Genomic DNA, 22806 nt, shown 5'->3' on the forward strand with positions numbered 1-22806 from the left:
CTGCGCTTTGGGTATTTGCCGCCCGGCAACAAAATCCGGGCACAAAAAAGGGAGCTCTAGAAGCTCCCTTTTTCATCATCGTGCAAGCACTGCTTAATTCGGCTGCTGGCCTTGCTCAGCCTGCTGCTGTGCCTGATTCATCGCCTGACTAAACAGTGCATCGAAATTAATGGGCGGCAGTTGCAGCGGCGGGAAACCACCTCGGGTCGCCAGGCTGTCGAGCGCCTCACGGGCGTATGGGAACAGAATTTCCGGGCAGGCAGAGGACAACAAACGCTGTAATTGTGGCGCTTCCAAACCGGCCACTTCAAACAGTCCCGCCTGGTGCACTTCCGCCAGGAACGCGGTTTTATCATCATTCATTTTAACGGTGATGGTCAGCTTCAGAACCACTTCATAGTGGTTCTCATCCAGCTTATTCACCTGAGTATTCAGGTCTTGGTTGACCTTGGGCTGCCACTGTACCTGGAACGCCTGCACCCCCATCGGAGTTTCGAACGACATGTCTTTCATGTAGATACGCTTAATACCGAAGCGGTTCTGGTTGGCGTCTGCCTGTTGATCGTTTTGCTCTGGAGTCTGATTTTCGTCTGCCATGATAGATGCCTTAAAAATGTCTTTTTATCTGCCCCCTATGTGGGGCCACTGCGCGAATTTTACAAGCGTTATTTAACGACGGGCAGATTCTGCCCCTGCCATTCCGACATGCCACCCTGCAGGCGGCTCACCGTAAACCCCTTGTCCTTTAAAATCTTACCGGCAGCACCCGCGTGCTGGCCCATTTTGTCGGCCACAATCAACGTCTTTTCGCGATGTTTGTTTAATTCGGTATGACGATCGGCCAGCTTGGCGAACGGAATATTAATCGCATCCACAATATGGCCAGTACTGAACTCTTTGGCCTCACGTACATCGACCACCACCGCTTGATCGCTGTTCACCAGGCGGGTTACTTCATGGTGCGACAGGGCCGCGCCGCCCTTGCGGCTTTCCACAAATATCAACGCTGCTGCCAGCACACCGAGAATACTGACCAATAACCACTGCTCAGTAATAAACGCCATTATTTCCACAGAAAAGACCTTTGCTTCGAATGAGTTGAGGGCAACAACAGGTGTTGCTGAAAAATGATGCGGGAGTATACAGGAAGTCCGTGTCTGGCGCAGACACACCAGCACGGCAGCGGCCTGCGCAGAACACGCAAGCCGGATTTCACACGGAAATTACTTCGCCTGCCCCTGCTTGGCCACAGCGTCCATCATCGCTTTAATCGCTTCTGGATCGCCCAGGTATTCACGCTTGATTGGGCGCAGGTCTGCGTCCAGGTCATAAACCAGCGGCACACCCGTTGGGATGTTCAAATCAAGGATCTCTGCGTCAGACATATCATCCAGATATTTAACCAGCGCACGCAGACTATTGCCGTGAGCCGCGATAATAACGCGCTTGCCACCGAGAATGGATGGGCGAATCACATCGTGCCAGTAAGGCAGCACGCGGTCGATGGTCAGCTTCAGGCTTTCCGCTTTCGGCAGTACGTTTTTGTCGATACCGCGGTAGCGTGGGTCGTGCGCGGGGAAGTGTTCGCTGCTCTCGTCAACATCGGGTGGTGGAACGTCAAAGCTACGGCGCCAGATTTTAACTTGCTCGTCGCCGTGTTTGGCTGCAGTTTCCGCTTTGTCCAAGCCGGTAAGTGCACCGTAGTGACGCTCGTTCAAGCGCCAGTGACGCTCAACAGGCAGCCACATCTGACCCATTTCTTCCAGCACCAGGTTCAGAGTACGAATCGCGCGAGTCAGCACGGAGGAGTAGGCCAGGTCGAATTCGAAACCGGCTTCCTTGAGCATACGGCCACCGTTGCGCGCTTGTTCGCGACCGGTGTCTGTCAGGTCCACGTCGTGCCAGCCAGTAAAACGGTTTTCCAGGTTCCACTGGCTCTCACCGTGGCGAATTAAGACCAATTTGTACATATCGCTTGTCCTCTGGGGTACATGGTTAGGGATAGAATTTCGGCCGCAATGATCCTAGATTAAGGCGTAAAAATCCAGTTAACGGGGTAACTCATGCGCGCACGCTTCACTGAGATCAAATACCCGACCGTCGTCTAAAGTAAGGTACACTCTGTTTTATGAACTGTTTTATGAACTGTTTTATGAGAAAACGCGCTTTTACATTTATACCGCTGCTGTGTGCAGCACTTATTGGTCTAGCCAGCCCAGCTGCCATGAGCGATGAACAATCTGATCGTGCCCGGCTCGAGAAAATCAAACAGGCCATCACCCGCTTACAGGCGGAACTAAAGCAAACCAAAAGCAGCCGCGATGACTTGCTTAATAGTCTGGAGGAGTCCGAAAAGGCTGCGGGTCAGCTGAGCGAAAAGGCCGAGCAACTGAAAACCCAACTCCAGCAACGACAACAGAAACTCGAGCAAATGCGCGGCCAACGGAGTGACCTCAGTGCAAAAAAGCAGCAACAGGAGCAGCAGGTGGGCCAGCACATTAGTGCCGCCTACCGTCTGGGACAGCAAGGTGGCATGCGCCTGCTCCTGAATCAGCAAGATCCCACCACCGTGTCCCGCAACCTAAAATACTACGACTACCTGATACGCGCACGCGCCGATAAAATCGGCGAATACCGCACCACAATCGACACTATCAATCGCCTTGAAAAAGACATCGCCTACCAGACGGAACAGCTCATTCGAGAGCGCGATGCCTTGACGGAGAAGCAAAAGCAACTCAGCGCGGTGCAGGCCAAACGCAAACAAACGCTGGCCAAACTCAATACAGATTTACAAGGTAAGGGCGCAGAGTTGGACGCGCTCAATGGCGACCGCCAACGGCTGGAGCAGGTGTTGAGCCAGGTAACCGCCTGGCTGGAAGATATCGATGTTCCGCAGAGCGACAACGCCTTCGCTGACCTCCGTGGCAAACTGCCCTGGCCTACCAAGGGTCGTGTGCTGCGCAACTACGGTTCATCCCGCGTCTCGGGAAAAATGGCGTGGCAGGGCATGCTGATCGCCTCCACCACTGGCAGCCCAGTGGTTGCTGTACACCACGGCCGCGTCGTATTCTCCGACTACCTGCGCGGCCACGGATTGCTGATCATCGTTGACCATGGCGGCAACTACATGAGCCTTTACGCCCACAACCAGGCACTTTATAAAGAGCTGGGGGAATGGGTGGACGCAGGCGAGGTCATAGCTTCGGTCGGTAACACCGGTGGCCAGCAGCAATCTGCTCTATACTTTGAGCTGCGCTACCGGGGCGAGCCTACCAATCCCAAACGCTGGCTGCGACCAGCCTGATTAACACGATAATTACATCCCGCAGGAGATCACCGTGCCCTCCCTTTTGCAACAAGGCTTTGCTGCCTGCTTTTTCCTGGTATCCGCAGTGGCTGTCTGGGCCGAACCCCAGCCGGAACCGAACGTCCCCGACAACGACACCGTCAGTGTTTTACCGTTGGAAGATTTGCGGGTATTCACCAAAGCATTCGATCACATCCGCAACTCCTATATCGACGAAATCGACGATCGCACACTGCTGGAATACGCTATCCGCGGCATGATGGAGCAGCTCGATCCACACTCCTCGTTCCTCGACGCCTCCACCTATGACGACCTGCAAGTGAATACCACCGGAGAATTTGGCGGCCTGGGTATTGAAGTGGGCACCGAAGACGGCTTCATCAAGGTGGTATCCCCAATCGATGACACCCCCGCTGCACGCGGTGGCGTGGAAGCGGGCGACCTGATCATCAAGCTCGACGAGACACCAGTGAAGGGCCTCACCCTCGACGAGGCGGTTGAAAAAATGCGCGGTAAAAAAGGCACCGCCATCACCCTCACTATTGTGCGCGAAGGGGAGGAAAAGCCACTGGAAATTACTCTGGTGCGCGACACGATTAAAGTGCGCAGTGTGCGCGCTGAACTGGAAGACGAGCACTACGCCTACGTGCGTATTGCGCAATTCCAGGTAAACACCGCCGACGATGTGAGGGCCGCTTATGCGAAGCTGGCTGACGGCAAAAACGATATCCGGGGCTTGGTGCTCGACCTGCGCAACAACCCGGGCGGCGTGCTCCAGGCCGCGGTGGAAACCACAGATCTGTTCTTAAGCGGCGGCCTGGTGGTTTATACCGAAGGTCGCCTGCCGGATTCCAATGTTCGCTACGAAGCCAACCCAGGCGACATGAGCAATGGCATGCCTATTGTGGTGCTCATCAACGACGGCTCTGCTTCCGCCTCCGAAATTGTCGCCGGTGCACTGCAGGATCAACGCCGCGCCCTGGTCATCGGCACACGCAGCTTCGGCAAAGGATCTGTACAGTCGGTCATCCCCATTACCAACGATCGCGCCGTAAAGCTAACGACTGCCCTGTATTACACGCCCAATGGCCGCTCCATTCAGGCGCAGGGTATCGAACCCGACATTCTCGTGGAGCGGGTGCGCGTTACCGCAGTGAGGCCGCGACTCTCAGTGAAAGAAGCTGACTTAAGTCGCCACCTGAAAAACACCAAAGGTGGTGACGAAGTCACCGCGAAGGACGATGTCAGCGAAACCGAACTGCACAATCAAGACAGTCAGCTGTACGAAGCACTCAACATATTAAAAAGCCTTACGTTGTTTAAAGAGTCTCAACAAAAACACGGTGCATCTCAACCCGTGCCAGCGCAGTTATCCTCAAGCCAGGCGAGTGCAGGTTAGTTTGCACCTGCCACCATGCTTGCAGCCGGGTGCGGGCTTACTGCTGCGCACCCTGTTGATTGGGCTCGCCTGGTTAACCGAAGCCGCTCACGCACAATCGCCCAGCCAGGCCCAGTTACTCGCTAACGCACCCGAAGTTGCCATCATCATCGACGACCTGGGGTACAAACGTAAACTGGGTACAGAAATACTCGCTTTGCCCTGGCCGCTCACCGCTGCAATTATTCCGTTCACGCCCTACGCCACAACCCTGGCTGAATCGGCTCATGTTGCAGGTAAAGAGGTGATGGTTCACGCCCCAATGGAACCGGTGGCGCCGCGCCCATGGGAACAGGGGCTGGCAATCTCTCAGGACGAAACCGAATTTCGCGAGCGCTGCGGCGCCATGCTTGATGCAGTGCCTTATGCAGTGGGGTTGAACAACCACGGCGGCAGTCGACTCACCGCAAGCAGCGACCATATGCACTGGTTGATGGCTGAACTGGATGCGAAGCGCTTTTATTTTATCGACAGCCGGACCAGTGCCGACAGTATTGCCGAAGACATCGCACAAACCATGGGCCTCGCTACCGCATCGCGCAACGTGTTTCTCGACAATACGCGCGACCCCGAGGCCATACTCGCCCAACTCGGTAAGCTGGAAACCATCGCCCGACAACACGGCTACGCCATAGGCATTGGCCACCCTTATCCGGAAACGCTCCAGGCGCTGCAACTGGGGCTGGGTGCCATGGCAAACCGGGGTATCACACTGGTACCCGTATCGCGCCTGCTCGCGCAAAAATCAGCGGCGCGACAGCTGGCAGACTCAACCGCCCACCCCCGTTAATCGACCGCTTATCCTCAGCCAATTCAGTTGGCGCGCGACTTCACACTTGTTTTGAGACGATGATCACATTTTCACCGAAATTGAGCTGCATCCATATGCGCCCTGCCTATAATTTCGCCTAAGGCAGACATGAATGTGTCATTTTGGCGCGTGCGCGCTGGAGTTTTATCCCGTGTTGGCATGTAGATCGGACGCGCCAAAGCATGTTGCCCGTGGGGATTGAGAGTTATCGATCAGGGATCGATGTCAAACAAGGAGACAGCTTATGAACAGAACTGGTGAAGAAGGTACCGTGCCTTCGCGTTCCAAACGCTTTTTTGAGAAGGGAGATTACTGGTACTACAGCACCCGCGAGGGCGTCGATATTGGCCCTTTCGATACGCTGCACGAAGCTGAAGTGGGTGCCAGTGATTTTATCGACTTTATCATCCACGCCGAGCCCACCATTCGCGAAACCCTGGGCCGTTATTCAAGTCGCGCCGCCTGAAGCGCGCAATCATAATAATTCTGAGCGGGAGAATTTTTCTCCCGCTTGTTTAGCACGAAGAAACCCGTTAGGTAGTCCATCGTTCCGAACCACCCGTCACGGTGCAACACGCGTTATTTGTCGCACAACGACGGGTTTTCCCGCCTTATAAACGCGATTACAATTCTACTCATCTGCCTCCGAGCGCCAGCCACCGCGACCGCGTTTACCCATTCGGCTTTTCATATCCTGCCATTTTTCCAGTTGTTCCGGGGTGAGAATTTCGCGCATTTTGGCCTGCATTTCCGCATGGAAATACACCCGTTGCTTGGCTGAGTCCGCTGCCTGTGCCGCGAGCGCATCCAACTGGGTTTGATAATCCGCAGCGGATGGGTCGAGCTGTGACAGCGCCGCAGGGTTGCCGAGACCGCGCTCACCGCGCGCCGCAGCGTGCTCGTCGCGCAAGGCTTGGATTTGCGCCTTTTGTTCGGTCGTCAGATCCAGGGCGTACTCCATCATCTCCAGCCCGCGGCCTTGGAAACCGCCACCACCGCCCTTGCCACAACCACCCTGTCCTGGGCCCATAGCCATAGCGCTAGCCGCCATAGAAATAAGCCCGGCGCCAATCAGTGCTTTACATTTTGCTTTCATCATTGCCTCCTTCACGTGGCGTTGTTTGATGGGTCCCAGTATGCTCGCCGGCAATGCTAAGTAGGGTTACGCCGCGGTAAAGTTACGTAAAGGACTCGCAGGTGGGCATTAAAGCCGTTACATTGTGGATATGGAAAATTTACCTCTCATTTTACTGGTCGACGACGATCAAGAACTTTGCGACCTCATCGGCGAATATCTCACCGCTGAAGGCTTCGCCGTAGACAAAGCCCACAGTGGCCAAAGTGCGCTCACGCGCCTCGCCTCGCCGCCGGAATGCCAGCTGATCGTGCTGGATATTATGATGCCGGGGCTGTCCGGGCTGGATGTACTGCAGCGGCTGCGACCAAGCAACAGCACCCCGGTAATTATGTTGACCGGTCGTGGTGATGACATTGATCGCATATTGGGCCTCGAAATGGGCGCCGACGACTACCTGGCTAAACCCTGTAACCCGCGTGAGCTGGTTGCTCGGGTACGCGCTATCCTGCGCCGCACTCAAAACCCAACCAGCGGGGATCAACACCTGCTGGACGTAGCCGGCATTCAGCTCAGTCCAGCGGATATGCAAGCCAAAGCACTCGGCACACCACTGCAGCTCACCGGAGCCGAGTTCAACACCCTTAAAGTGTTGATGCAGCACCCGGGACAAACCCAGACCAAGGCATTTCTTACCGAGCAGGTACTGCATCGCCCCCTCACCGCCTACGACCGCAGCATTGATGTGCACGTCAGCCGGATACGCCAAAAACTGGCCAACGCGGGCATTCACGATATTATTCGCTCCGTTCGAGGGGTCGGTTACCAACTATTGTCCGCAGACTGATGCCCAATTTCGGTTTTAGCAAAATATTCTGGAAAATATTTCTCACCTTCTGGCTGGTGAATCTGGCGGTCATCTTTGCCGCCAGTTTCACCATCGTAAGCAACATGGAAGCGACGCGAATCACCAATTTGCATGAGCAGATGGCGCGTCGTTTTGCCGAACAAATCATCGATCGCGTCGAAAGTGGCGAGCCTATGCCGCGCTTCCGCCGTTTCGGCGGGCCCGGCCCCAAGCGCGGTGAGGAACCGTCGCCGCGACTGAACATCACGCGCGCAGACACTAACACACCGGTATTCCAACACCGCTTCAGGTTTCAAACCGAAGAACGCACGCTGCAATTTCAGGTCACCAGCGCCGCCGGCACGCTCTATAACGTAGAAACGCAACTCCCGCGCAAACCGCTGTTTATGAAGGACATGCTGCAACGCCTGCGGTCCACCCAATTTGTGTTAATTCTGATCGCCTCGACCTTGGCCAGCGCGCTGCTAAGCTGGTCGATTGCGCGCCCACTGAAAAACCTGGGCGCGCGCTCGCGCGAAGTGGCAGGAGGGAATCTTGACGCCCGCCCGGATAAAAAACTGCTTCAGCGCGGCGATGAAATTGGCGAATTAGCGCGGGATTTGGACCATATGATTCACCAGGTCGCTACCAGTATTAACGGGCAACGTCAACTTCTGCACGATGTTTCACACGAGCTACGCGCTCCGCTGGCCCGTTTGCAAGCCGCCGCCGCGCTCGTGGAAAAAAAACCCGAATCTCCGCAATACATCGCCAAAATTCATCACGAATGCGACCGCATGAATGTCCTCATTCAACAGATTCTCGACTATGCTCGCTTCCATGAACTGCCGGAAGATCGCGAAACAGCATCACTAACTGACTTAGTAGACGACGTATGTAGCGATATTCGCTTTCGCTACCCTGAGCATCAAATTCAAATAGACACTGCCACCACTCGCCAGATCTACTACACCGGATTTCTGGATTCCCTGCAAAAAGCCTTAACCAATTTTCTCGACAACGCCTGCAAATACTCGCCACCAAACAGTCTCGTGCACATACAATTGAGCGAGCAGGAACATACAACAACCGTAGAAATTTGCGATAGCGGCTGCGGTATCGCACCAGAACACCTGGCGCGCGTTACAGAACCGTTTTTTCAAACTGCAGCAGAGAACTCGCAAAAAGGGTTTGGCCTTGGCTTAAGCATCGCGCGTCGCGCCATCGAAAAAAACGGCGGCAAATTGGATTTTGGCAACCGCGCGGAGGGCGGCTTGTGTGTCACTGTGACGCTTCCTCGCTAGCGTTCAATATGTGCAATGGGCCATGACCATTAATCATTAACCAGTTTCTCCACTACCTTATCGACTCTAGAGCTGCCTGCTGACATGTTAATCCGCAATACACTCCAACCCACCGATATCGGCAGAATTATTCTGCTTCACAGCGAGTACTACTCGGCGACCGAAGGCTACGATCACACTTTCGAGGCGTATGTCGCCGAACCTCTGGCGCAATTTGCGCTGCGAACGAACCCAAGAGAGCGCATCTGGATTGCCGAGAGCAACAATCAAATTGTTGGCGTTATTTGTATATGCGATGCGGGTAACAATGTCGCTCAATTGCGCTGGTATATCGTCCACTCAAGCTTGCAAGGCACTGGGCTCGGCAAACGGCTGTTAATCAGCGCGATTGAATTTTGCAGCCTGCACAACTACCTCCGCATCCAACTGTGGACTGCTAAAGGTTTGGATAGCGCAAAAGCCATGTATCTGCGCAACGGATTTTCATTAGTCGCGGAAAAAACCCACGTCATTTGGGGCGCAGAACGCACTGAACAATGCTATGAAAAACCAATAGCCTAACCGGAACATAACTTGCTCTGAAAATCGCACCGCAACCTGCATTCGGTGATGATTCATGCTTCTAGAACAGCTACAAACCTTACAAGTCCCACCCCTTGTTGTTGTCGTTTGCCTGGTTCTTTTGTCCACAGGCCTCATGTATCTGGTAAAACGTTTCCTGCTTAAACGTTTACAAAAGCTGATTGCACGTACCAACCTGGACATAGATACACTGCTGTTAAACGCACTGCCCGTTCCCCTGACAATCCTTATCGTGCTGCTTAATCTGTTACTGTTTGAACGGCTGCTCGATTTCTACCAGATCACTAACGCAGACCTCAGTCGCTACACCTCAATCGCAGCGCAAATTCTTATTGTACTTGCACTTGTTATATTCGCTGATCGCTTCAGCGAAGGGGCGCTAAGCGTTTACACCCATAAATCAGAATCCTTGCGCAACAGCAGCAGTATTCTTAAAGGCATCGCCAAGGGCCTCGTGATTGGGATAGGTGCCCTTGTACTGCTGGGTACCCTCGGGATTTCAATCACACCCATTATTGCGTCGCTGGGGATCACCTCACTGGCCGTTGCTCTTGCTCTACAACCGACGCTGGAAAACTTTTTTTCAGGTGTTCAGCTGGTAATCGACAAACCTATCCGGGTCGGTGACTTTATCGAACTGGAATCTGGCGAACAGGGCTTCGTGCAAAAAATTGGCTGGCGTTCGACCTGGATAAAAATGCTGCCAAACAACGTCGTGATAATGCCCAACAGTGTGTTGTCGCAATCAAAAATTATTAATTACTATTATCCTCAGAAAGAACTCTCCGTTCCGGTAGAAGTCGGCGTGCATTACAACTCAGACCTGGAGCACGTCGAACGCGTAACTCTCGAAGTGGCGAGGGAAGTTCTTAAAACACACAAATGGGGCGTGCCCGAGTACGATACTTTTGTGGTCTACCATACCTTCGATAGCAGCAGCATTAACTTTACTGTTATGCTGCGCGCTCAAGAGTATTTCACCCGCTTTTTTATCAAATCGGAATTTATAAAGGCGCTTCACAAGCGCTACGCACAAGAAGGAATCGTAATACCTTACCCCATACGGGCAATCAATACGGATCAGGAAGCGAGCAAAATGTAAAATACAGCAATTAGAGTGTAGATAAACAGACATCCAGTATTTTAGCGCTTGTTGTTTTAGTGACTATTGAGTTGTAAATTTTTTTCTACCGGCTCGGAATCTTAGCTGCCAACTAATGCTTTTGATGCAGCGCACCTAGGATTACGACAGCATCGGTTTGCATAAAACCCCGCGAAATACTAACAAGCGTGACTGCAGAGGAGCGCCGTTTAAACCAAAATAACCTGCCGCTATAATTCGCCAAAAACAACCCCAAATAGGCGCCAACCAATTAACGATCAACAACACGAACTGCCGCGTAAGTAATGACATCCAATTAAGCAAATCCTTGCTCATAGGCGCATTTAATAAAATCAGTCTAAAAACAAAAATCGTTAAAACGCATGCACTTATGACATGATCATTTAGACTATCCAGCGGAGAAATGGTAATTCTTACATATAAACCTTAAAAAAGCAGAAAAAACATCCAATAAAAATGCACTTCTTGCCTTTTAGGCAATACCGCACAGATATCCCGCAACAGCGCCAGAGATAGGAAACAATGATGCCGATAAAAACAACTGAATGATTAACCATTTTGCATGCTTTTCAATTTTTCTTTTCGCGGAAAATACCAACGACCCGGAACAATACTCGAACAAGCCAAGAAGCAACCCTAAAACAACGCCCTGCCATAACGCAGACACCCCAAAAGATACTCTAGAGTATAAAAATAAAAAAATGGCTCCCTGTATAAAAACGGTGAGTACACCTATGGGAATAATCGGCTGTTCCCGGTTATATATACCGATATCATCGTAAACTTTTTTAAACACGACCAAGTGCCAACAGAACGCATAGGCGAACGTAGTAACGACAAAACAAACAAATGGAATAATGTAACCCATGCGCGTTAATCTTTTATTCTGGAGCGATATTTTAGTGTTCGATAATAACGACTCGACATTACAAACATGTGGGAACAATTTATTGTTGTCGAAACAGCTAGCCTATTGACATCTATTAGTCATAAAAGGAGAAGACTCAACTTGCACAAATTACACTCGAAGCCAAAAGCCCAAATAAACAACACAGCCCAGCCCCTACTTAAAGCGGTTTAGCAAACCGAAAATTTCGCTTTAATACCTGTTGGCAAATCTAAATTTTAACATTGGATTATCAGCCACCCTCCAATGCGCTCATTACCGGCATAGAGCATCAGAGGGGCTAGAAAATGATTAACGCTACGAACTAGGTGATTATTCACCTTTCAGTCACAACATGTGATTCGTACAATGAACACTTCAGAAAAACCTCAACACTCACATTTAGGCGTGTAATATTTTTTGAATAACATCAACCAAGCGCCAAAACAATAAATACAGTGTCCAGTTTATTATCAATTAGCGCCCAAAAGTATTTCATCATCAATAGAAATGGCATACGTAATATGATGAGTTGATTGATTCTCCACACTCCAGTCAGAGCTTTCAACTTCATACGCTTCTACAAAGCTGCCATCACCAGGATCAAACAATACTGTCAATGATTCAAATACTACCGCCGGGCCAGGCCCTGGCAAAGCCCCAATGCGGCCGCAACTGCCAATTTCAAGAAGGTCGCCAGATTCTGTCACACTATTGTTACACTCGAAGTAACCGTATAAATCACACTCGACTCGTATATTATAATTTGAATTATTCTGCATCAAAAAAGTGCTAAATCCGGCTTCGTCTCTCACCTCGCCTCTCGCCTCGTCTCTCAACTCATTACCACCGCAAGCAGATAAAATAATCAAAAACGGTAATATCCAATTTTTCATCTGAAACAGATCCTCCATAGTTAGATGGCCTGCAAAAAGCATGAAAGCCAACCTTCAATGCACCGTCAAAGGTAGTGAGATTTACCCGGGAGCTCAACACCGACCCTATGAATTTTACACTTCTGCAACAAATTTATTCCTAGAAAAAAGATCTTGTATGCCGATGGATTTTAGGTATTAGCGATTTTTTAGGAATGGGTTATTAAAACACTATATTCATGTTTCATGATATTCGTTGCTTGTATGTCAGCTCATATGTGAAAATTATGCAACGGAATCACACTATTGGGCTCCGAATTTTTTTATAGTGGAAATAGGTAAGCGCTAAGCAAGCCCCTGCTTATACAAGGAGGATTTCCTTAGTAATAGGGCTTCAATATCCTCAGCGCTTCGGGTAGCTGTTTAAAAAAATGAATAAATATCCCAAACAGGGGTTAGCCACGCTACCAAATGGAATACTTATCACCGGCTCTAGTGATAAGTGAAACTAGATACGCGCTTGTAAACAAAATAAAACTAGCCTCAAATGCGTTGTCTAAAACAGGCGAGAGCAATAGCAGAATAATGTCAGCGACTACGGTTCCCTGTTCGACCCGTATATTTAATATTCGCTCGGGAATTTTGAAGAGACCAGATCCAAAAAAGCAGGCCCTTAACCATGCAGGTACCTTTTCCCAATCTTCTGTAGTTTTATCAATCACTGTGACCCCCTGTGCCAAAATTGGCGCTTGAACTTCTAAGACAGAAGCGAGAGCGTTAAGGGATTCCAAGCTAGCCTTGCCGCCCGATTCTATACGCTGAATAGTTCTGACGCTTAATCCTGAGATCTCAGCCAACTGCTCCTGAGTCCAGTTTCTTTTGTGACGCAGTCTTTTAAGCATCATGTCCTAATCTCTTTTTCCATTGGAGAACTGATATTTAACCATTGCCCCCTGTGTCGGCCACGAAATCAACCCGACACCAACCTGACAGCTAAGCTAAGCACCTGATTTAATTGTCATTTTACAAAACGCATTACATAGCTGAATTTTTGAAAGGCCCGTTTGTGCTATTAAGACAAAAAGCAGAACTGGAAAAAATGTGGGCTGGTGCAACTTGTGTTATGAAATTAACGCGACGTCCCTTCCTGCCAGACAGCGTGGGCGCCATGCTGATTCTACTTTTAACTCGAACAGTCGAAAGAGCCTCGAGCTCGAATGTAGCAAGGGTGAGTCATGAAAACAACTACCGAAACTACAGAAAGAAATGTTGGCATTGATATCGGTAAAACTACTCTGGATATCTTTGTCTTAGAGCAGGACAACCACTGGCAAACTGATAATACCGAAGCCGGTGTGCGAGCATTGGCAGCCCGGCTAGCGCGTTACAAACTCGCTAGAATTGTCGTTGAAGCAACTGGGGGCTATGAGCGTAAGCTTGTCTATGCCTTGGCTGAGAAAGGCCTACCGGTCGTAGTCGTGCAACCCATACACGTGCGGCAATTCGCCAAAGCTCAGGGAATATTGGCGAAGACGGACAAGCTCGATGCCAGGGTTATCGCTGAATTTGGAGCGATAATGAAACCCCCAATTCGTCAGATCCAGACTAAAAAGATTCGATATTTCAGAGACTTACTGGCAAGACGCCGCCAACTCATGGAGGCGAGAACTCAAGAGCTTAACCGTTTGGATAAAGCCGACAAAGCGATTCAATCAACTCACAAGCGCTTAATCAAAATACTTGATAAGGAGGTTGCCTGGGTTACCGCTAAGCTTGAGCGCACTGTCGGCGAGGTTACTGAATGGCAGGAAACCTATGAGATCGTTACCAGCGTACCAGGTGTTGGGGACGGCGTCGCTCACACACTGCTGGGGGAGCTGCCCGAGCTAGGTTCATTRTCGCCGCGGSAGGTCGCGGCCTTGTGTGGCCTCGCACCCTTTAACAAAGACAGCGGTTCATTTAAAGGCAAACGACGCATAAAGGGTGGCAGAGCCCCAATACGTACCATGTTATATATGGCTATGATGTGCGCGATTCAGCACAACCCAGTCATGAAAAAATTCTACGCTAAATTGGTTGCTGCAGGTAAACACAAAAAAGTTGCACTAACGGCCTGCATGCGAAAACTCGTGACCATTTTAAACGCAATGGTACGCGACGGAAGACGCTGGCAAGAGGCATAAACTATTAAAACATTTGGTTGAGTATGCTTGACTTCGGGTCACAGTCGCTTGTTATTCGGTACCTCACCACCTAGTCAAGCACCAAGTTGATGTTCAGGCAGCACGTGATACCCTCTCCGTATTCTTTATGGGTATATTCGTCGCACGCCATGCTCGCAGTCGATGTCAGAGAGACTGAACCACGGAGTCTGGGCATATGCCGCAAGCTCATCGAAAACAAGACCAATGGTGGCCAGGGCGGTTACCTAACGGTGCAAATGACTTTGATCCCAATGTTCTGCTCATAACCAAATAAATGCTCGCGCGCAAGACACATCACGTGCAGGCTTACCGTACCAGCCTTGGGCTGTTGAATCTATCGCGCACCTATGTACGCAGCGTTGGGATAAGGCCTGCTAGCAGGCGCTGGCGATCGGCTAACCACCAGCGCAAAGTTCACCAATGACGATCACGGCAACAACTGTGGCCCACAGTATTACCGCTAACCATTCAGGGGACACCCAATCCAACAGGAATAATGTTTAAAAGAATTACGGCTATTCGAGCTCGGCGACATCGCCGATGCATTGTCGGCACAACAATGGACTCAACCAACAACATACGATGACCTGTATTATCGCCAATATTCGGTATTTTTCAGAGGTTCCCTAATTTTTGGCAATTTGTTATTTCACCTGGAGATACTTAAATCCACGGATATGGTTATATGTTTTTCCGTCAAAGGAAAGACATTCATCCGACCATGCAACCACCTTTTTACCGGACATATATGCAGCAAGAATAAGGCTGTACGCTTTGTCAAAATTCGAGTCCGTATGCTTAAGTATTACGGCATTTGCTATTTCACAACCATTCGGGTTCTGCCAATCATCGGAGTAGAGCATTAAATCTTTATTTTGAAACGCAATAGCAGTAATTTCTCCCCAGGTTATACTACCGCCGGCCAATACTGTTGATGACATAAGCATTAAAACTGCAGAAATTAAATTTTTTGTCATATATAATTCCTATGGAAATGAAGATTAGCAGACGCCCAACGCTGCAATTTACGGCTGCAGTAAAGGCGCAAAGCGCCTCAACGAAAGTCCAGCCCCCGCTCGCTGGAGCGAGACTTAGTAGACTTGCCAAAATAATCAATCGAACTAAAATGACTAACCGTTGACATACGCATGATGCAATTCTGGATATCCATGAGCATCACAACCTTCAACGTAATACCTCACTTTTTTGTTGGAGGCAAACGCCATTAACATTAACGCGTAAATCTCAGAAGACAGGTTATTACTTTTCTTAAGTGCTATAAGTGATTTATTGGCACAATTACTTGAATCAACAAGCTCATTGAATCGATAATATATCGAACCATCCGTATTATTCTTGGAATGTGGATATATTTGGCGTATTTCAGTATCACCGCTCCACACCCCCGCGTTCGCTTCTGAAGCAATCAATACTATAATCGAAACCATTAAACATTTAATTTTCATCCTAAATTTTCCCTTCGAATTCAAACGTTCAACGCAAAAACCGGAAATATTCCGTAGCCTTTTTTAGGTCCATACCACATATTTCTCAATTAAGCCTGCATCGATGGAAACACTATATAATTTTTATCCAATACATCAATTTTTTTGTGGTCTCGTAATTTCCAAGCTCATCTGATGCGCAAGAAAAATCTCCGTTATATCGGACTTCAATTTTCTTGCTCGAAAGCTGTGCAGCCAATAACATACTGTATACCGCCTGACAAGATTCAGGACTTACGCCATTGTATTCCTGGCTCAACTTACAATGATACTGCGTGCCAAAACCGTAATTAAATTGAACTACGTCATTGTCAGGATTTAACGAGACATACTGCAACGCGCCTGTGCACGTTGTATTACCTAAGGCTCCAGCACTTAGCATAAGAAGAGCCACCACAAATATTTTATTCATAAATCCCCAAGAATATTTCTATTTATAATACCAGATCAACCTTCTGGGCGGGCGCGGTGTGTTTTTTTGCGGATCGATTTAGATACACGAATAAAATCTGCAAAAATCTAATTGGACTTCTTGCAGGAATTATCCAGAAACGTAGACATCATATATTTTACATGCCCCAAAAACTAAAGCGCTATCATCATAGATACGAATAGAAACTTGTTTGCCAGCCAGATAAGCAGACAATACTGTAGAATACGCGACTTTATGATATTCATTATCCAAGTCTAAATAAGCTTTACCTTGACCACATTCACTTTCAGATCGGTTTGAAAAAGACACAAGCGCATACTTCGATTCTATTCGAACTGCGGAAATTCGAGATTCTGACGTAGTGACAGCAATAACGTCAGCATACCCAAGCATCGAAATAAATAACATCATAGATGCAATAAAAAACTTTATTTTAATCTTCATTCAACTAATCCTGTATACTTGATAGCGACTTGTTATTACAGCTTACACGGCAATCTAAAATATTTACGACCAAGCGGCTTCGCGACACATTAAGACACAACCACTCACGTTAATTGTGCGATGCCAAAATCCCGAAAAAGCTCAAGCTTTTTGTGAAAGCCAAAACAACCGTGAGAAGAACAACCGGTAGCAATTAGCAGCTTACTCGCTCTACAAAGCCAGGACCACATTATGCCCCCAAACGTGCCGCTAATTCAGCTCAAACTTGAGCCGTCAAACCGCCATCTTCTCGCCCGTGTTCACCAAAAACAAAGCGTTTCATAATTAGAGTTTTCAACGCTTTATTCCGCCGCTATAACCTGTGCCACATACTGAGCGGCCTTTTGGGGTAAAGTAGCGCAGCCACACAAAAAAACGCGGAGTATGAGGTATCAGGTTAATAACTTGGTTATGTTTTTAACTGAGATAAACCAGTAGCACCCCGAAATTGCTGTCCCTGAAACACTCCCAATAATTATTAGTAGAAAACTAAAACTCATTAACTTTGAAAATACGACAAAGGCAGCCAAGCAAACTAATACACCAACTACCACACCCGAGCTAAGATACACCCACCACCGCTGGCTTGTAAATTTTTGCAGTAGATAATTAACAGGAAGCCCTACCACTAGCATTAACGTATATGAAAACGTAAGCACACCGCAAGCGGTTAACACTGAAAATAGTACGGCCTCCAATGGATTTAGCTTTAACCATACCGCTTGATATACAAGCAGCCCAAAAGGGAACAATATCAAAATAGTTGGTGCTGGAAAGAATACTCGAATTTCCTTAGCCATACTCTCCCTAGTACACATAACACCGTGCAGCAGCGCCCGCAGTGGAGGAGCTCGTTTTATGTGGCAGCGTAGCGTTTAGCCACAAAAAACAAACTCCGAATAGTAGATCCTGTTGGCTGACTTTTTTATTAATTTTTCTAATTTTGGTGCGACTAACGTTTTAATTCAGACTTTTCTATTTGAAGCTTATTGATGCAGCTTTTATTAGATCACCATGACATTCGTAATAGCTCACCTCAATTTTTTTGTTTGCCATAAATGCAGCTAGCCACATAGATGCTCTTGTCTCATAATTTGAGTTCTCCTCCATCGGCATAAAGAAGCTATCCCTATTGCAGTCTACCTCAGAACTCGTGTTAGAAAAGCTCTTTAACACCAAATATAAGCCATTTGTTTGGGCTTTTAATTCTGACATCTCTTTTAGTCCTGTCCACTCTGCATTAGAGTTAAAGGATAGTCCAAAAAGAAAAAAGCCGAATATTAATATTTTCATCACCTTTTATTTTATCTCCTTTTCATTTTTGAATAATGCCCGCTTACAAGAGCTAAACCGGAAGCCAGTAGAGTACATAAAATGCACCAAGCGCATGAGACTAACGAAGTGTAGATTTGGCTTTCAGTAGGTCAGGTTCTTATAATGATTTGAGTTCAGTTCTTTTTACTGTTTCTACAGCGTTATACACTGCGCAAGTACCATAACCGAAAACCTTAACTGTTGACTTACTTGCATACGCTGCCAACAGAGCTGAGCACATGCTTTTTCCGAAGTCTGTTGAAATATCAAATACATACGGCCAATTAGGGTTTTCCCTACAACCGTCCTCTGGAGGTAAACTCTGCTTAACTTTAAAATACACTTTAACACCGTTGTCATTGTCAAGCATAATTTATTCGATCGTAGTTAGATCTGTGGTGCAAGCAAAGCTATTTGACATACTACACAAAATAGTAAACAACAGTACCTTCTTCATTTTTACTCCGAATGGGAATTTTAGAAATGTAACACTTGGTTCTGTGCTGACTCTCTAACGCCCCACGAATACGTATTAAAAATTGATATAAGCGCAACTAAACCACTAAAAAGCTAGCCTTGCCCCCAAAACGACTAAGTGGGAACCAGCCCCACAAATAGCGGGTAATGTGGGCCTAGGAGTTAGCCTATTCGATTTTCAGCTTGTAGGGGCTTGATCCCTGCACCGTAAGGAATTTTCTATCTGAAATCTATTCTATGGCAGAATCAGCAATATCGATTAAATGATATTGAACCTGACCTGCTCCACCATAATTAAATCGATAAATTGCAAAGAATTCTCTCCGTTCGCTCTCCAAAAACTCTATTTGATATGAGCCGGCTGCTACGAACCTTATATTTCGCTTCTTCTTAGAGTTAATTGTTTTGTACACATTAAACATTGCTTATGAACTACACATAACTAGACTGTCGAATAACGCTGGCATACGTATACCCCGCGGATAATTTCAGTCAACCGATTTTTTCATACTGCTGCTAAAGAATATCAGTCGCGACGTTATTTACGTTCTTTTTCTAAAGAATAGTTACCCCTTCCTCAGGCATAACTCCCATATTTTTGTATTTTTACCAGGTTATGTACCGCGCAGAATAAATACCATTGTCCGGACACCTTTTTAATGCCTCTCAAGCTAAACCAGCGCAACCCAATTATGTGTTTCATGTGCGCAAAAACGGGTTCGACAATACCAATGCGATCTGCTTGGATGGCTCTACCTTCGGGACCGTCCATTTTGCGTTTCATTCGATCAATGGCGCGACTGTTGTTTTTAGGGGTGTCTTTGCGGATACTCACCTGTCTGCCGCGGTCTTTGACCCCATTACGTAAACACTGGGCTTGCATCGCGCAGTTTTTACAGTCGTTGAGGTAACCTTCAAAGCGAATGTACTCGACGCCTTTGTTTTGATATCCAGAGGAGCAAAGCCAGAGTTCTTTTCCCGCTGGGCACCAACAGCGTTGTGCCTGCGGGTCATACTCGAAGTCACTCGATTGAAAGTATTTCTGTTTCCTTGCCTTCGGCTTTTTATCTTGGTGATCCACAAACCTCGCATCGCGTTTACGATAGAGGGTATCCGCAATATAGGCATCGACGCCTTTCTCTGCGCAATAGTCTAAATTCACCCCGCTATGAAACCCAGCATCTGCCAGCAGTTGGCAACCATCTAGCCTGTCGGATGCATGGAGTTTATCAATCATGGGTTGGAGCGTGGATTGTTCGCTATCACCAGTTACATCAGCATTGACAATGACCTGGTTCAGTTTATCGGTTGCGGCCAAACCGACGTACCCTTGTAAGGCACCACCGTTACCGGACATCATATTGGCGCTATCAGGGTCGGTGAGGTTGGTCTTACGAACTTTTCCGTTATGCCCCCGTTTATCCACCATATCACTGAGGGCGGTTTTTAGCTTTTTATTGATGCGTTTGAGTTTTTCTATCTGCTTTTCTTCTTTTTCACGCACCGGGGTGTTCACCACGCCCTCAGCATCTTCTTGACGATGCCGTGCCATCACCCGCCTTACCGCACGTTGAATTTTTTGATGTTTCTTCGTGAAGTCGGCCTTAGTTCCCGACCATTCCTTCGAGGCGTTTGAGGGAATTTTACAGCCATCCAATGCCAGTGTGTCACCACCAATCAGGCCCAGGTAGTCACACTGCAACACGATTTCTATAAATATGCCTTCAAGTCGTTGAGGGTTCTTTGAAACAAACGCGGCGATAGTGGAATGATCCGGGGTGAGAAAACCAGAGAGTGCCATGAACACTGTATTGTATCGGCACAAATGTTCGATTTTACGGCTGCTGGTTATTCCGCGATGATACGCAGAAAGTATGATCTTGAGGAGAGTTCCCAGGCTGTATGCAGAAGCGCCACCCGCATCGTTGTTAAAATCGCTTTCAAACGAGGAGAGATCTAGCACATGATCGACAATCAAGCAGACTGTCGCCTCAAAGCTGCCCTCTGTTATTTGTTCCTCAGGAATAACAGCGACAAATTCCCCCTGTTTATCATTACCTTGCTTGTAATGCGCCATACCAGACTCCGTTAAGCGGCGGTAGAGTCTATTTTAACCCGTTAGAAGCTTCCGTACTGCAGATTTTTGAGGTTCTTTCGAGTTTTTCGACAGTTTCAACGCCGGTATTACCGGCGAATTGTACTTGCTTGGTTATGAGCGATCTATTCAATAAACTCGAATCTAGTCAGAGTTTCTATGCTAGAAAAAGTATCGCAAGCTCCATTGCCATCCAGCCGAATAGACTTCCCGCTTATATATGCGCTGAGCAAAAAGGAGGTTATTGTATCTTTTTGAATCTCTGTAGATAGCGGCAATACGAATTGCCACATTCCATTTATATTACATGAAGGTGTATTCGTGAAATCACCTGACACTCGGATAAAAATCATTTCCGGTGAATTTTGAGTATTCACCATCATTCTCAGTATTTTACCATTCGAAACTTGCCCTGCATTAACGCTAAAAGCGGAAATCATGATCAATATAGTACAAAAATATTTCATCTTAATTTTACTCTGCTTATTGGTTTGAGCTCATAACGTCTGCAGCGTGCCCATACTGTGAAGCTTTTTTTGTGCGACAATGAGCGTAGCGAATACACTCAAACAAGCGTAGCAGTGTGGGGGAACCTAACCCGCTTTTGCACACACCTGTTTGTTAAACCGCTATTCTACTCTCAAATTTAGCGGGTGATATATACCCAATCACCGAATGCGAACGCTCATGGTTGTAGTAGCGCATGTATTCGCTGATTATTCCCCTCAACTCATCTACCGTATTAAAAGCCTTCCTCTTAATTCTTTCTGTTTTAAAATCCTGAAAGAAAGACTCGATATGCGCATTGTCATTCATTTGCTTAACACCATTCATGCTTTGCTGTATGCCGTAGTGGTGTAGCTTTCTTCTAAATGATGTTGCGATATATTCTATCCCTTTGTCTGAATGCAGAATAACGTTTTTCGCGCCTTTGCGATTCCGCATTGCCCTCGCAAGGGTGTTGCTCGTCAATTCCGCTGTACGATTTTCTCCAAGAGACCAACTTATTATTCGACGACTGTAGCGATCCATGATGACCGATAGGTATTGCCAGCTTTCATCTGGCATGCGGATATAGGTCACGTCTGCTACCCAAAGCTGATTAATTCCCGTTGGGGTAAAATCCTTTATTCGGTTAGGGCTCGCTTTCTGAAATACATGCTGATAAGCCTTTGTCCTGTACATTCTGGCCTTTACAGCCTTTAGTCCGTGCTCCTGCATGAGCCTGGCCACCCTTTTCTGACCTACATTGACCCCCTGTTTGCGTAGCTCCTGCGTTATCTTCGGGCTTCCGTAGCATCCTTGGTGCTTTTGAAAAATACGGTTAATCAGTGAGTAGATCTCGCTATCTTCCCGCTTACGCCTACTCTCGCCCCTTCGTCGCCAACTGTTGTAACCGTGTCTGCTTACACCATACAACCTGCACATTAGCGCAATGCTGTGCTGCGACTTATTTAGGTCGATGAATTCAAAGATTTCTCTTTTTTTTGCAAAGAGTGCTGGATGGCTTTTTTTAAAAGGGCGTGCTCTTCTTGCAAGAGATTGTGCTCCCGCTCCAGCTTACGCAGCCTTTTCAACTCCGATTTAATATCTGGATCTATCTGTATATTTTTCTTTTTCACCCTAATCTGCCCTCGTCGCATTTCCATTCGCCAACGATATAGCATCACTTCATGAATATCGAGCGCTTCAGCAACATGGTTTGCTTGCACACCAGGAATTTCCGTTAGCGCTACCGCTGTCGCCTTGAAATCGTCATCATATGAGTTGTAATGTTTTCTTCTGGCCATTTGTCACCTCCAACAAAGTTATATGGAGGTGTGTGCATTATCGGGTTAGGTTCCTGGGTCTAGTGACTTCAATTGTTAGCTCTTATTTTAAGGTTACATTATTTATGCTAATTCGATCAGAATCCTGGCAATATTCGTCGCTACCATAAAAGCTAAGAGTCTTTTCAGCGGTTAGAGATACCAAATACAAACTTTGAATATTTTTGTAGTGCGGATCTTCTTCATTTATAGACACCCACTCACACTTCGAATAG

25 protein-coding genes and 1 pseudogene are annotated in these 22806 nt (G+C 47.8%); 10 read left to right on the forward strand and 16 right to left on the reverse strand.

Features of this window, described 5'->3' with window-relative positions; genetic code table 11:
* Positions 1–93: 93 nt before the first annotated feature.
* The 3 genes from secB to gpmA all read right to left on the reverse strand — a co-directional run bounded on the left by secB (position 94) and on the right by gpmA (position 1970).
* Positions 94–597 carry a protein-export chaperone SecB gene (secB, locus tag TERTU_RS19645; protein WP_015817768.1) on the reverse strand — a complete coding sequence of 168 codons (504 nt, stop codon included), beginning with the start codon at positions 595–597 and terminating at the stop codon, positions 94–96.
* Between the two features lie 68 nt (positions 598–665).
* Positions 666–1064, reverse strand: a complete 399-nt coding sequence (locus TERTU_RS19650) for a rhodanese-like domain-containing protein (RefSeq protein ID WP_015817110.1) — start codon at positions 1062–1064, stop codon at positions 666–668.
* Between the two features lie 159 nt (positions 1065–1223).
* Positions 1224–1970, reverse strand: a complete 747-nt coding sequence (gene gpmA / locus TERTU_RS19655; protein WP_015820577.1) for a 2,3-diphosphoglycerate-dependent phosphoglycerate mutase — start codon at positions 1968–1970, stop codon at positions 1224–1226.
* A 170-nt stretch (positions 1971–2140) separates the two neighbouring features.
* On the opposite strand from gpmA, the gene TERTU_RS19660 reads away from it, so the two are divergent.
* The 4 genes from TERTU_RS19660 to TERTU_RS19675 all read left to right on the forward strand — a co-directional run bounded on the left by TERTU_RS19660 (position 2141) and on the right by TERTU_RS19675 (position 6025).
* Positions 2141–3307: a murein hydrolase activator EnvC family protein gene (locus TERTU_RS19660; RefSeq protein WP_041590347.1), complete on the forward strand. Its 1167-nt coding sequence runs from the start codon at positions 2141–2143 to the stop codon at positions 3305–3307.
* Between the two features lie 34 nt (positions 3308–3341).
* Positions 3342–4709, forward strand: a complete 1368-nt coding sequence (locus TERTU_RS19665) for a S41 family peptidase (protein ID WP_015818732.1) — start codon at positions 3342–3344, stop codon at positions 4707–4709.
* The gene (locus TERTU_RS19670; protein ID WP_019603047.1) at positions 4699–5538 is read left to right on the forward strand and encodes a divergent polysaccharide deacetylase family protein; all 840 of its coding nucleotides are present in this window, start codon (positions 4699–4701) and stop codon (positions 5536–5538) included. Before TERTU_RS19665 ends, TERTU_RS19670 begins: the two co-directional genes overlap by 11 nt.
* Positions 5539–5803: 265 nt before the next feature.
* Complete coding sequence (locus tag TERTU_RS19675; RefSeq protein WP_015819864.1) at positions 5804–6025, forward strand: DUF6316 family protein; 222 nt, start codon at positions 5804–5806, stop codon at positions 6023–6025.
* 165 nt (positions 6026–6190) lie between these two features.
* Here TERTU_RS19675 and TERTU_RS19680 read toward each other — a convergent pair whose 3' ends face one another.
* Positions 6191–6655, reverse strand: a complete 465-nt coding sequence (locus TERTU_RS19680) for a Spy/CpxP family protein refolding chaperone (RefSeq protein ID WP_015820289.1) — start codon at positions 6653–6655, stop codon at positions 6191–6193.
* Positions 6656–6785: 130 nt separating this feature from the next.
* Here TERTU_RS19680 and TERTU_RS19685 point away from each other — a divergent pair, with 130 nt between their 5' ends.
* The 4 genes from TERTU_RS19685 to TERTU_RS19700 all read left to right on the forward strand — a co-directional run bounded on the left by TERTU_RS19685 (position 6786) and on the right by TERTU_RS19700 (position 10469).
* Positions 6786–7481, forward strand: coding sequence for a response regulator transcription factor (locus tag TERTU_RS19685; protein WP_015820573.1), 696 nt, complete (start codon positions 6786–6788; stop codon positions 7479–7481).
* Complete coding sequence (locus TERTU_RS19690) at positions 7481–8785, forward strand: sensor histidine kinase (RefSeq protein WP_015816848.1); 1305 nt, start codon at positions 7481–7483, stop codon at positions 8783–8785. Before TERTU_RS19685 ends, TERTU_RS19690 begins: the two co-directional genes overlap by 1 nt.
* A gap of 84 nt (positions 8786–8869) precedes the next feature.
* Complete coding sequence (locus TERTU_RS19695; protein WP_015817022.1) at positions 8870–9346, forward strand: GNAT family N-acetyltransferase; 477 nt, start codon at positions 8870–8872, stop codon at positions 9344–9346.
* Between the two features lie 55 nt (positions 9347–9401).
* Complete coding sequence (locus tag TERTU_RS19700; RefSeq protein ID WP_228378208.1) at positions 9402–10469, forward strand: mechanosensitive ion channel family protein; 1068 nt, start codon at positions 9402–9404, stop codon at positions 10467–10469.
* A gap of 493 nt (positions 10470–10962) precedes the next feature.
* Here TERTU_RS19700 and TERTU_RS19705 read toward each other — a convergent pair whose 3' ends face one another.
* From TERTU_RS19705 to TERTU_RS19715, 3 genes are all read right to left on the reverse strand, one after another.
* Positions 10963–11358 (reverse strand): hypothetical protein, encoded by a 396-nt coding sequence (locus TERTU_RS19705; RefSeq protein WP_015819758.1) that lies wholly within the window; start codon positions 11356–11358, stop codon positions 10963–10965.
* Positions 11359–11849: 491 nt separating this feature from the next.
* Positions 11850–12272, reverse strand: coding sequence for a hypothetical protein (locus TERTU_RS19710; protein WP_228378209.1), 423 nt, complete (start codon positions 12270–12272; stop codon positions 11850–11852).
* Positions 12273–12715: 443 nt separating this feature from the next.
* Positions 12716–13156 carry a helix-turn-helix domain-containing protein gene (locus TERTU_RS19715; RefSeq protein ID WP_038002640.1) on the reverse strand — a complete coding sequence of 147 codons (441 nt, stop codon included), beginning with the start codon at positions 13154–13156 and terminating at the stop codon, positions 12716–12718.
* A gap of 330 nt (positions 13157–13486) precedes the next feature.
* Here TERTU_RS19715 and TERTU_RS19720 point away from each other — a divergent pair, with 330 nt between their 5' ends.
* On the forward strand, positions 13487–14434 hold the full coding sequence (locus tag TERTU_RS19720; RefSeq protein ID WP_015816777.1) for an IS110 family RNA-guided transposase: 948 nt from the start codon (positions 13487–13489) through the stop codon (positions 14432–14434).
* A gap of 61 nt (positions 14435–14495) precedes the next feature.
* Positions 14496–14612, forward strand: a pseudogene (locus TERTU_RS22510) (Mu transposase domain-containing protein); the annotation flags it as partial.
* A gap of 487 nt (positions 14613–15099) precedes the next feature.
* Here TERTU_RS22510 and TERTU_RS19725 read toward each other — a convergent pair.
* The 9 genes from TERTU_RS19725 to TERTU_RS19770 all read right to left on the reverse strand — a co-directional run bounded on the left by TERTU_RS19725 (position 15100) and on the right by TERTU_RS19770 (position 22552).
* A complete protein-coding gene (locus TERTU_RS19725; protein WP_015818231.1) occupies positions 15100–15432 on the reverse strand; it encodes a hypothetical protein in 333 nt (110 codons plus the stop codon).
* Positions 15433–15585: 153 nt separating this feature from the next.
* Positions 15586–15921: a hypothetical protein gene (locus TERTU_RS19730; protein ID WP_015817962.1), complete on the reverse strand. Its 336-nt coding sequence runs from the start codon at positions 15919–15921 to the stop codon at positions 15586–15588.
* Between the two features lie 112 nt (positions 15922–16033).
* On the reverse strand, positions 16034–16372 hold the full coding sequence (locus tag TERTU_RS19735) for a hypothetical protein (RefSeq protein WP_041590348.1): 339 nt from the start codon (positions 16370–16372) through the stop codon (positions 16034–16036).
* Between the two features lie 129 nt (positions 16373–16501).
* Positions 16502–16837: a hypothetical protein gene (locus TERTU_RS19740; RefSeq protein ID WP_015819716.1), complete on the reverse strand. Its 336-nt coding sequence runs from the start codon at positions 16835–16837 to the stop codon at positions 16502–16504.
* A 431-nt stretch (positions 16838–17268) separates the two neighbouring features.
* The gene (locus TERTU_RS21900; protein ID WP_143876306.1) at positions 17269–17676 is read right to left on the reverse strand and encodes a hypothetical protein; all 408 of its coding nucleotides are present in this window, start codon (positions 17674–17676) and stop codon (positions 17269–17271) included.
* Between the two features lie 175 nt (positions 17677–17851).
* The gene (locus tag TERTU_RS19745; protein ID WP_041590349.1) at positions 17852–18169 is read right to left on the reverse strand and encodes a hypothetical protein; all 318 of its coding nucleotides are present in this window, start codon (positions 18167–18169) and stop codon (positions 17852–17854) included.
* Between the two features lie 1075 nt (positions 18170–19244).
* On the reverse strand, positions 19245–20744 hold the full coding sequence (locus tag TERTU_RS19755; RefSeq protein ID WP_015816813.1) for an IS1182 family transposase: 1500 nt from the start codon (positions 20742–20744) through the stop codon (positions 19245–19247).
* Between the two features lie 639 nt (positions 20745–21383).
* Entirely contained in the window at positions 21384–22238 is an 855-nt protein-coding gene (locus TERTU_RS22075; RefSeq protein WP_228378313.1) for an IS3 family transposase, read from the reverse strand.
* Positions 22217–22552, reverse strand: coding sequence for a transposase (locus tag TERTU_RS19770; protein WP_015818494.1), 336 nt, complete (start codon positions 22550–22552; stop codon positions 22217–22219). Before TERTU_RS19770 ends, TERTU_RS22075 begins: the two co-directional genes overlap by 22 nt.
* Positions 22553–22806: the final 254 nt, after the last annotated feature.

This window comes from Teredinibacter turnerae T7901 (assembly GCF_000023025.1).
In the GTDB taxonomy this organism is placed as follows: Bacteria; Pseudomonadota; Gammaproteobacteria; order Pseudomonadales; family Cellvibrionaceae; genus Teredinibacter; species Teredinibacter turnerae_B.

Coding starts and splice junctions, on each gene's coding strand:
- secB (WP_015817768.1), bottom strand. CDS start 597: ATGGCAGACGAAAATCAGACTCCAGAGCAAAACGATCAACAGGCAGAC.
- TERTU_RS19650 (WP_015817110.1), bottom strand. CDS start 1,064: ATGGCGTTTATTACTGAGCAGTGGTTATTGGTCAGTATTCTCGGTGTG.
- gpmA (WP_015820577.1), bottom strand. CDS start 1,970: ATGTACAAATTGGTCTTAATTCGCCACGGTGAGAGCCAGTGGAACCTG.
- TERTU_RS19660 (WP_041590347.1), top strand. CDS start 2,141: ATGAACTGTTTTATGAGAAAACGCGCTTTTACATTTATACCGCTGCTG.
- TERTU_RS19675 (WP_015819864.1), top strand. CDS start 5,804: ATGAACAGAACTGGTGAAGAAGGTACCGTGCCTTCGCGTTCCAAACGC.
- TERTU_RS19680 (WP_015820289.1), bottom strand. CDS start 6,655: ATGAAAGCAAAATGTAAAGCACTGATTGGCGCCGGGCTTATTTCTATG.
- TERTU_RS19685 (WP_015820573.1), top strand. CDS start 6,786: ATGGAAAATTTACCTCTCATTTTACTGGTCGACGACGATCAAGAACTT.
- TERTU_RS19690 (WP_015816848.1), top strand. CDS start 7,481: ATGCCCAATTTCGGTTTTAGCAAAATATTCTGGAAAATATTTCTCACC.
- TERTU_RS19695 (WP_015817022.1), top strand. CDS start 8,870: ATGTTAATCCGCAATACACTCCAACCCACCGATATCGGCAGAATTATT.
- TERTU_RS19700 (WP_228378208.1), top strand. CDS start 9,402: ATGCTTCTAGAACAGCTACAAACCTTACAAGTCCCACCCCTTGTTGTT.
- TERTU_RS19705 (WP_015819758.1), bottom strand. CDS start 11,358: ATGGGTTACATTATTCCATTTGTTTGTTTTGTCGTTACTACGTTCGCC.
- TERTU_RS19710 (WP_228378209.1), bottom strand. CDS start 12,272: ATGAAAAATTGGATATTACCGTTTTTGATTATTTTATCTGCTTGCGGT.
- TERTU_RS19715 (WP_038002640.1), bottom strand. CDS start 13,156: ATGATGCTTAAAAGACTGCGTCACAAAAGAAACTGGACTCAGGAGCAG.
- TERTU_RS19725 (WP_015818231.1), bottom strand. CDS start 15,432: ATGACAAAAAATTTAATTTCTGCAGTTTTAATGCTTATGTCATCAACA.
- TERTU_RS19730 (WP_015817962.1), bottom strand. CDS start 15,921: ATGAAAATTAAATGTTTAATGGTTTCGATTATAGTATTGATTGCTTCA.
- TERTU_RS19735 (WP_041590348.1), bottom strand. CDS start 16,372: ATGAATAAAATATTTGTGGTGGCTCTTCTTATGCTAAGTGCTGGAGCC.
- TERTU_RS19740 (WP_015819716.1), bottom strand. CDS start 16,837: ATGAAGATTAAAATAAAGTTTTTTATTGCATCTATGATGTTATTTATT.
- TERTU_RS21900 (WP_143876306.1), bottom strand. CDS start 17,676: ATGGCTAAGGAAATTCGAGTATTCTTTCCAGCACCAACTATTTTGATA.
- TERTU_RS19745 (WP_041590349.1), bottom strand. CDS start 18,169: ATGAAAATATTAATATTCGGCTTTTTTCTTTTTGGACTATCCTTTAAC.
- TERTU_RS19755 (WP_015816813.1), bottom strand. CDS start 20,744: ATGGCGCATTACAAGCAAGGTAATGATAAACAGGGGGAATTTGTCGCT.
- TERTU_RS19770 (WP_015818494.1), bottom strand. CDS start 22,552: ATGGCCAGAAGAAAACATTACAACTCATATGATGACGATTTCAAGGCG.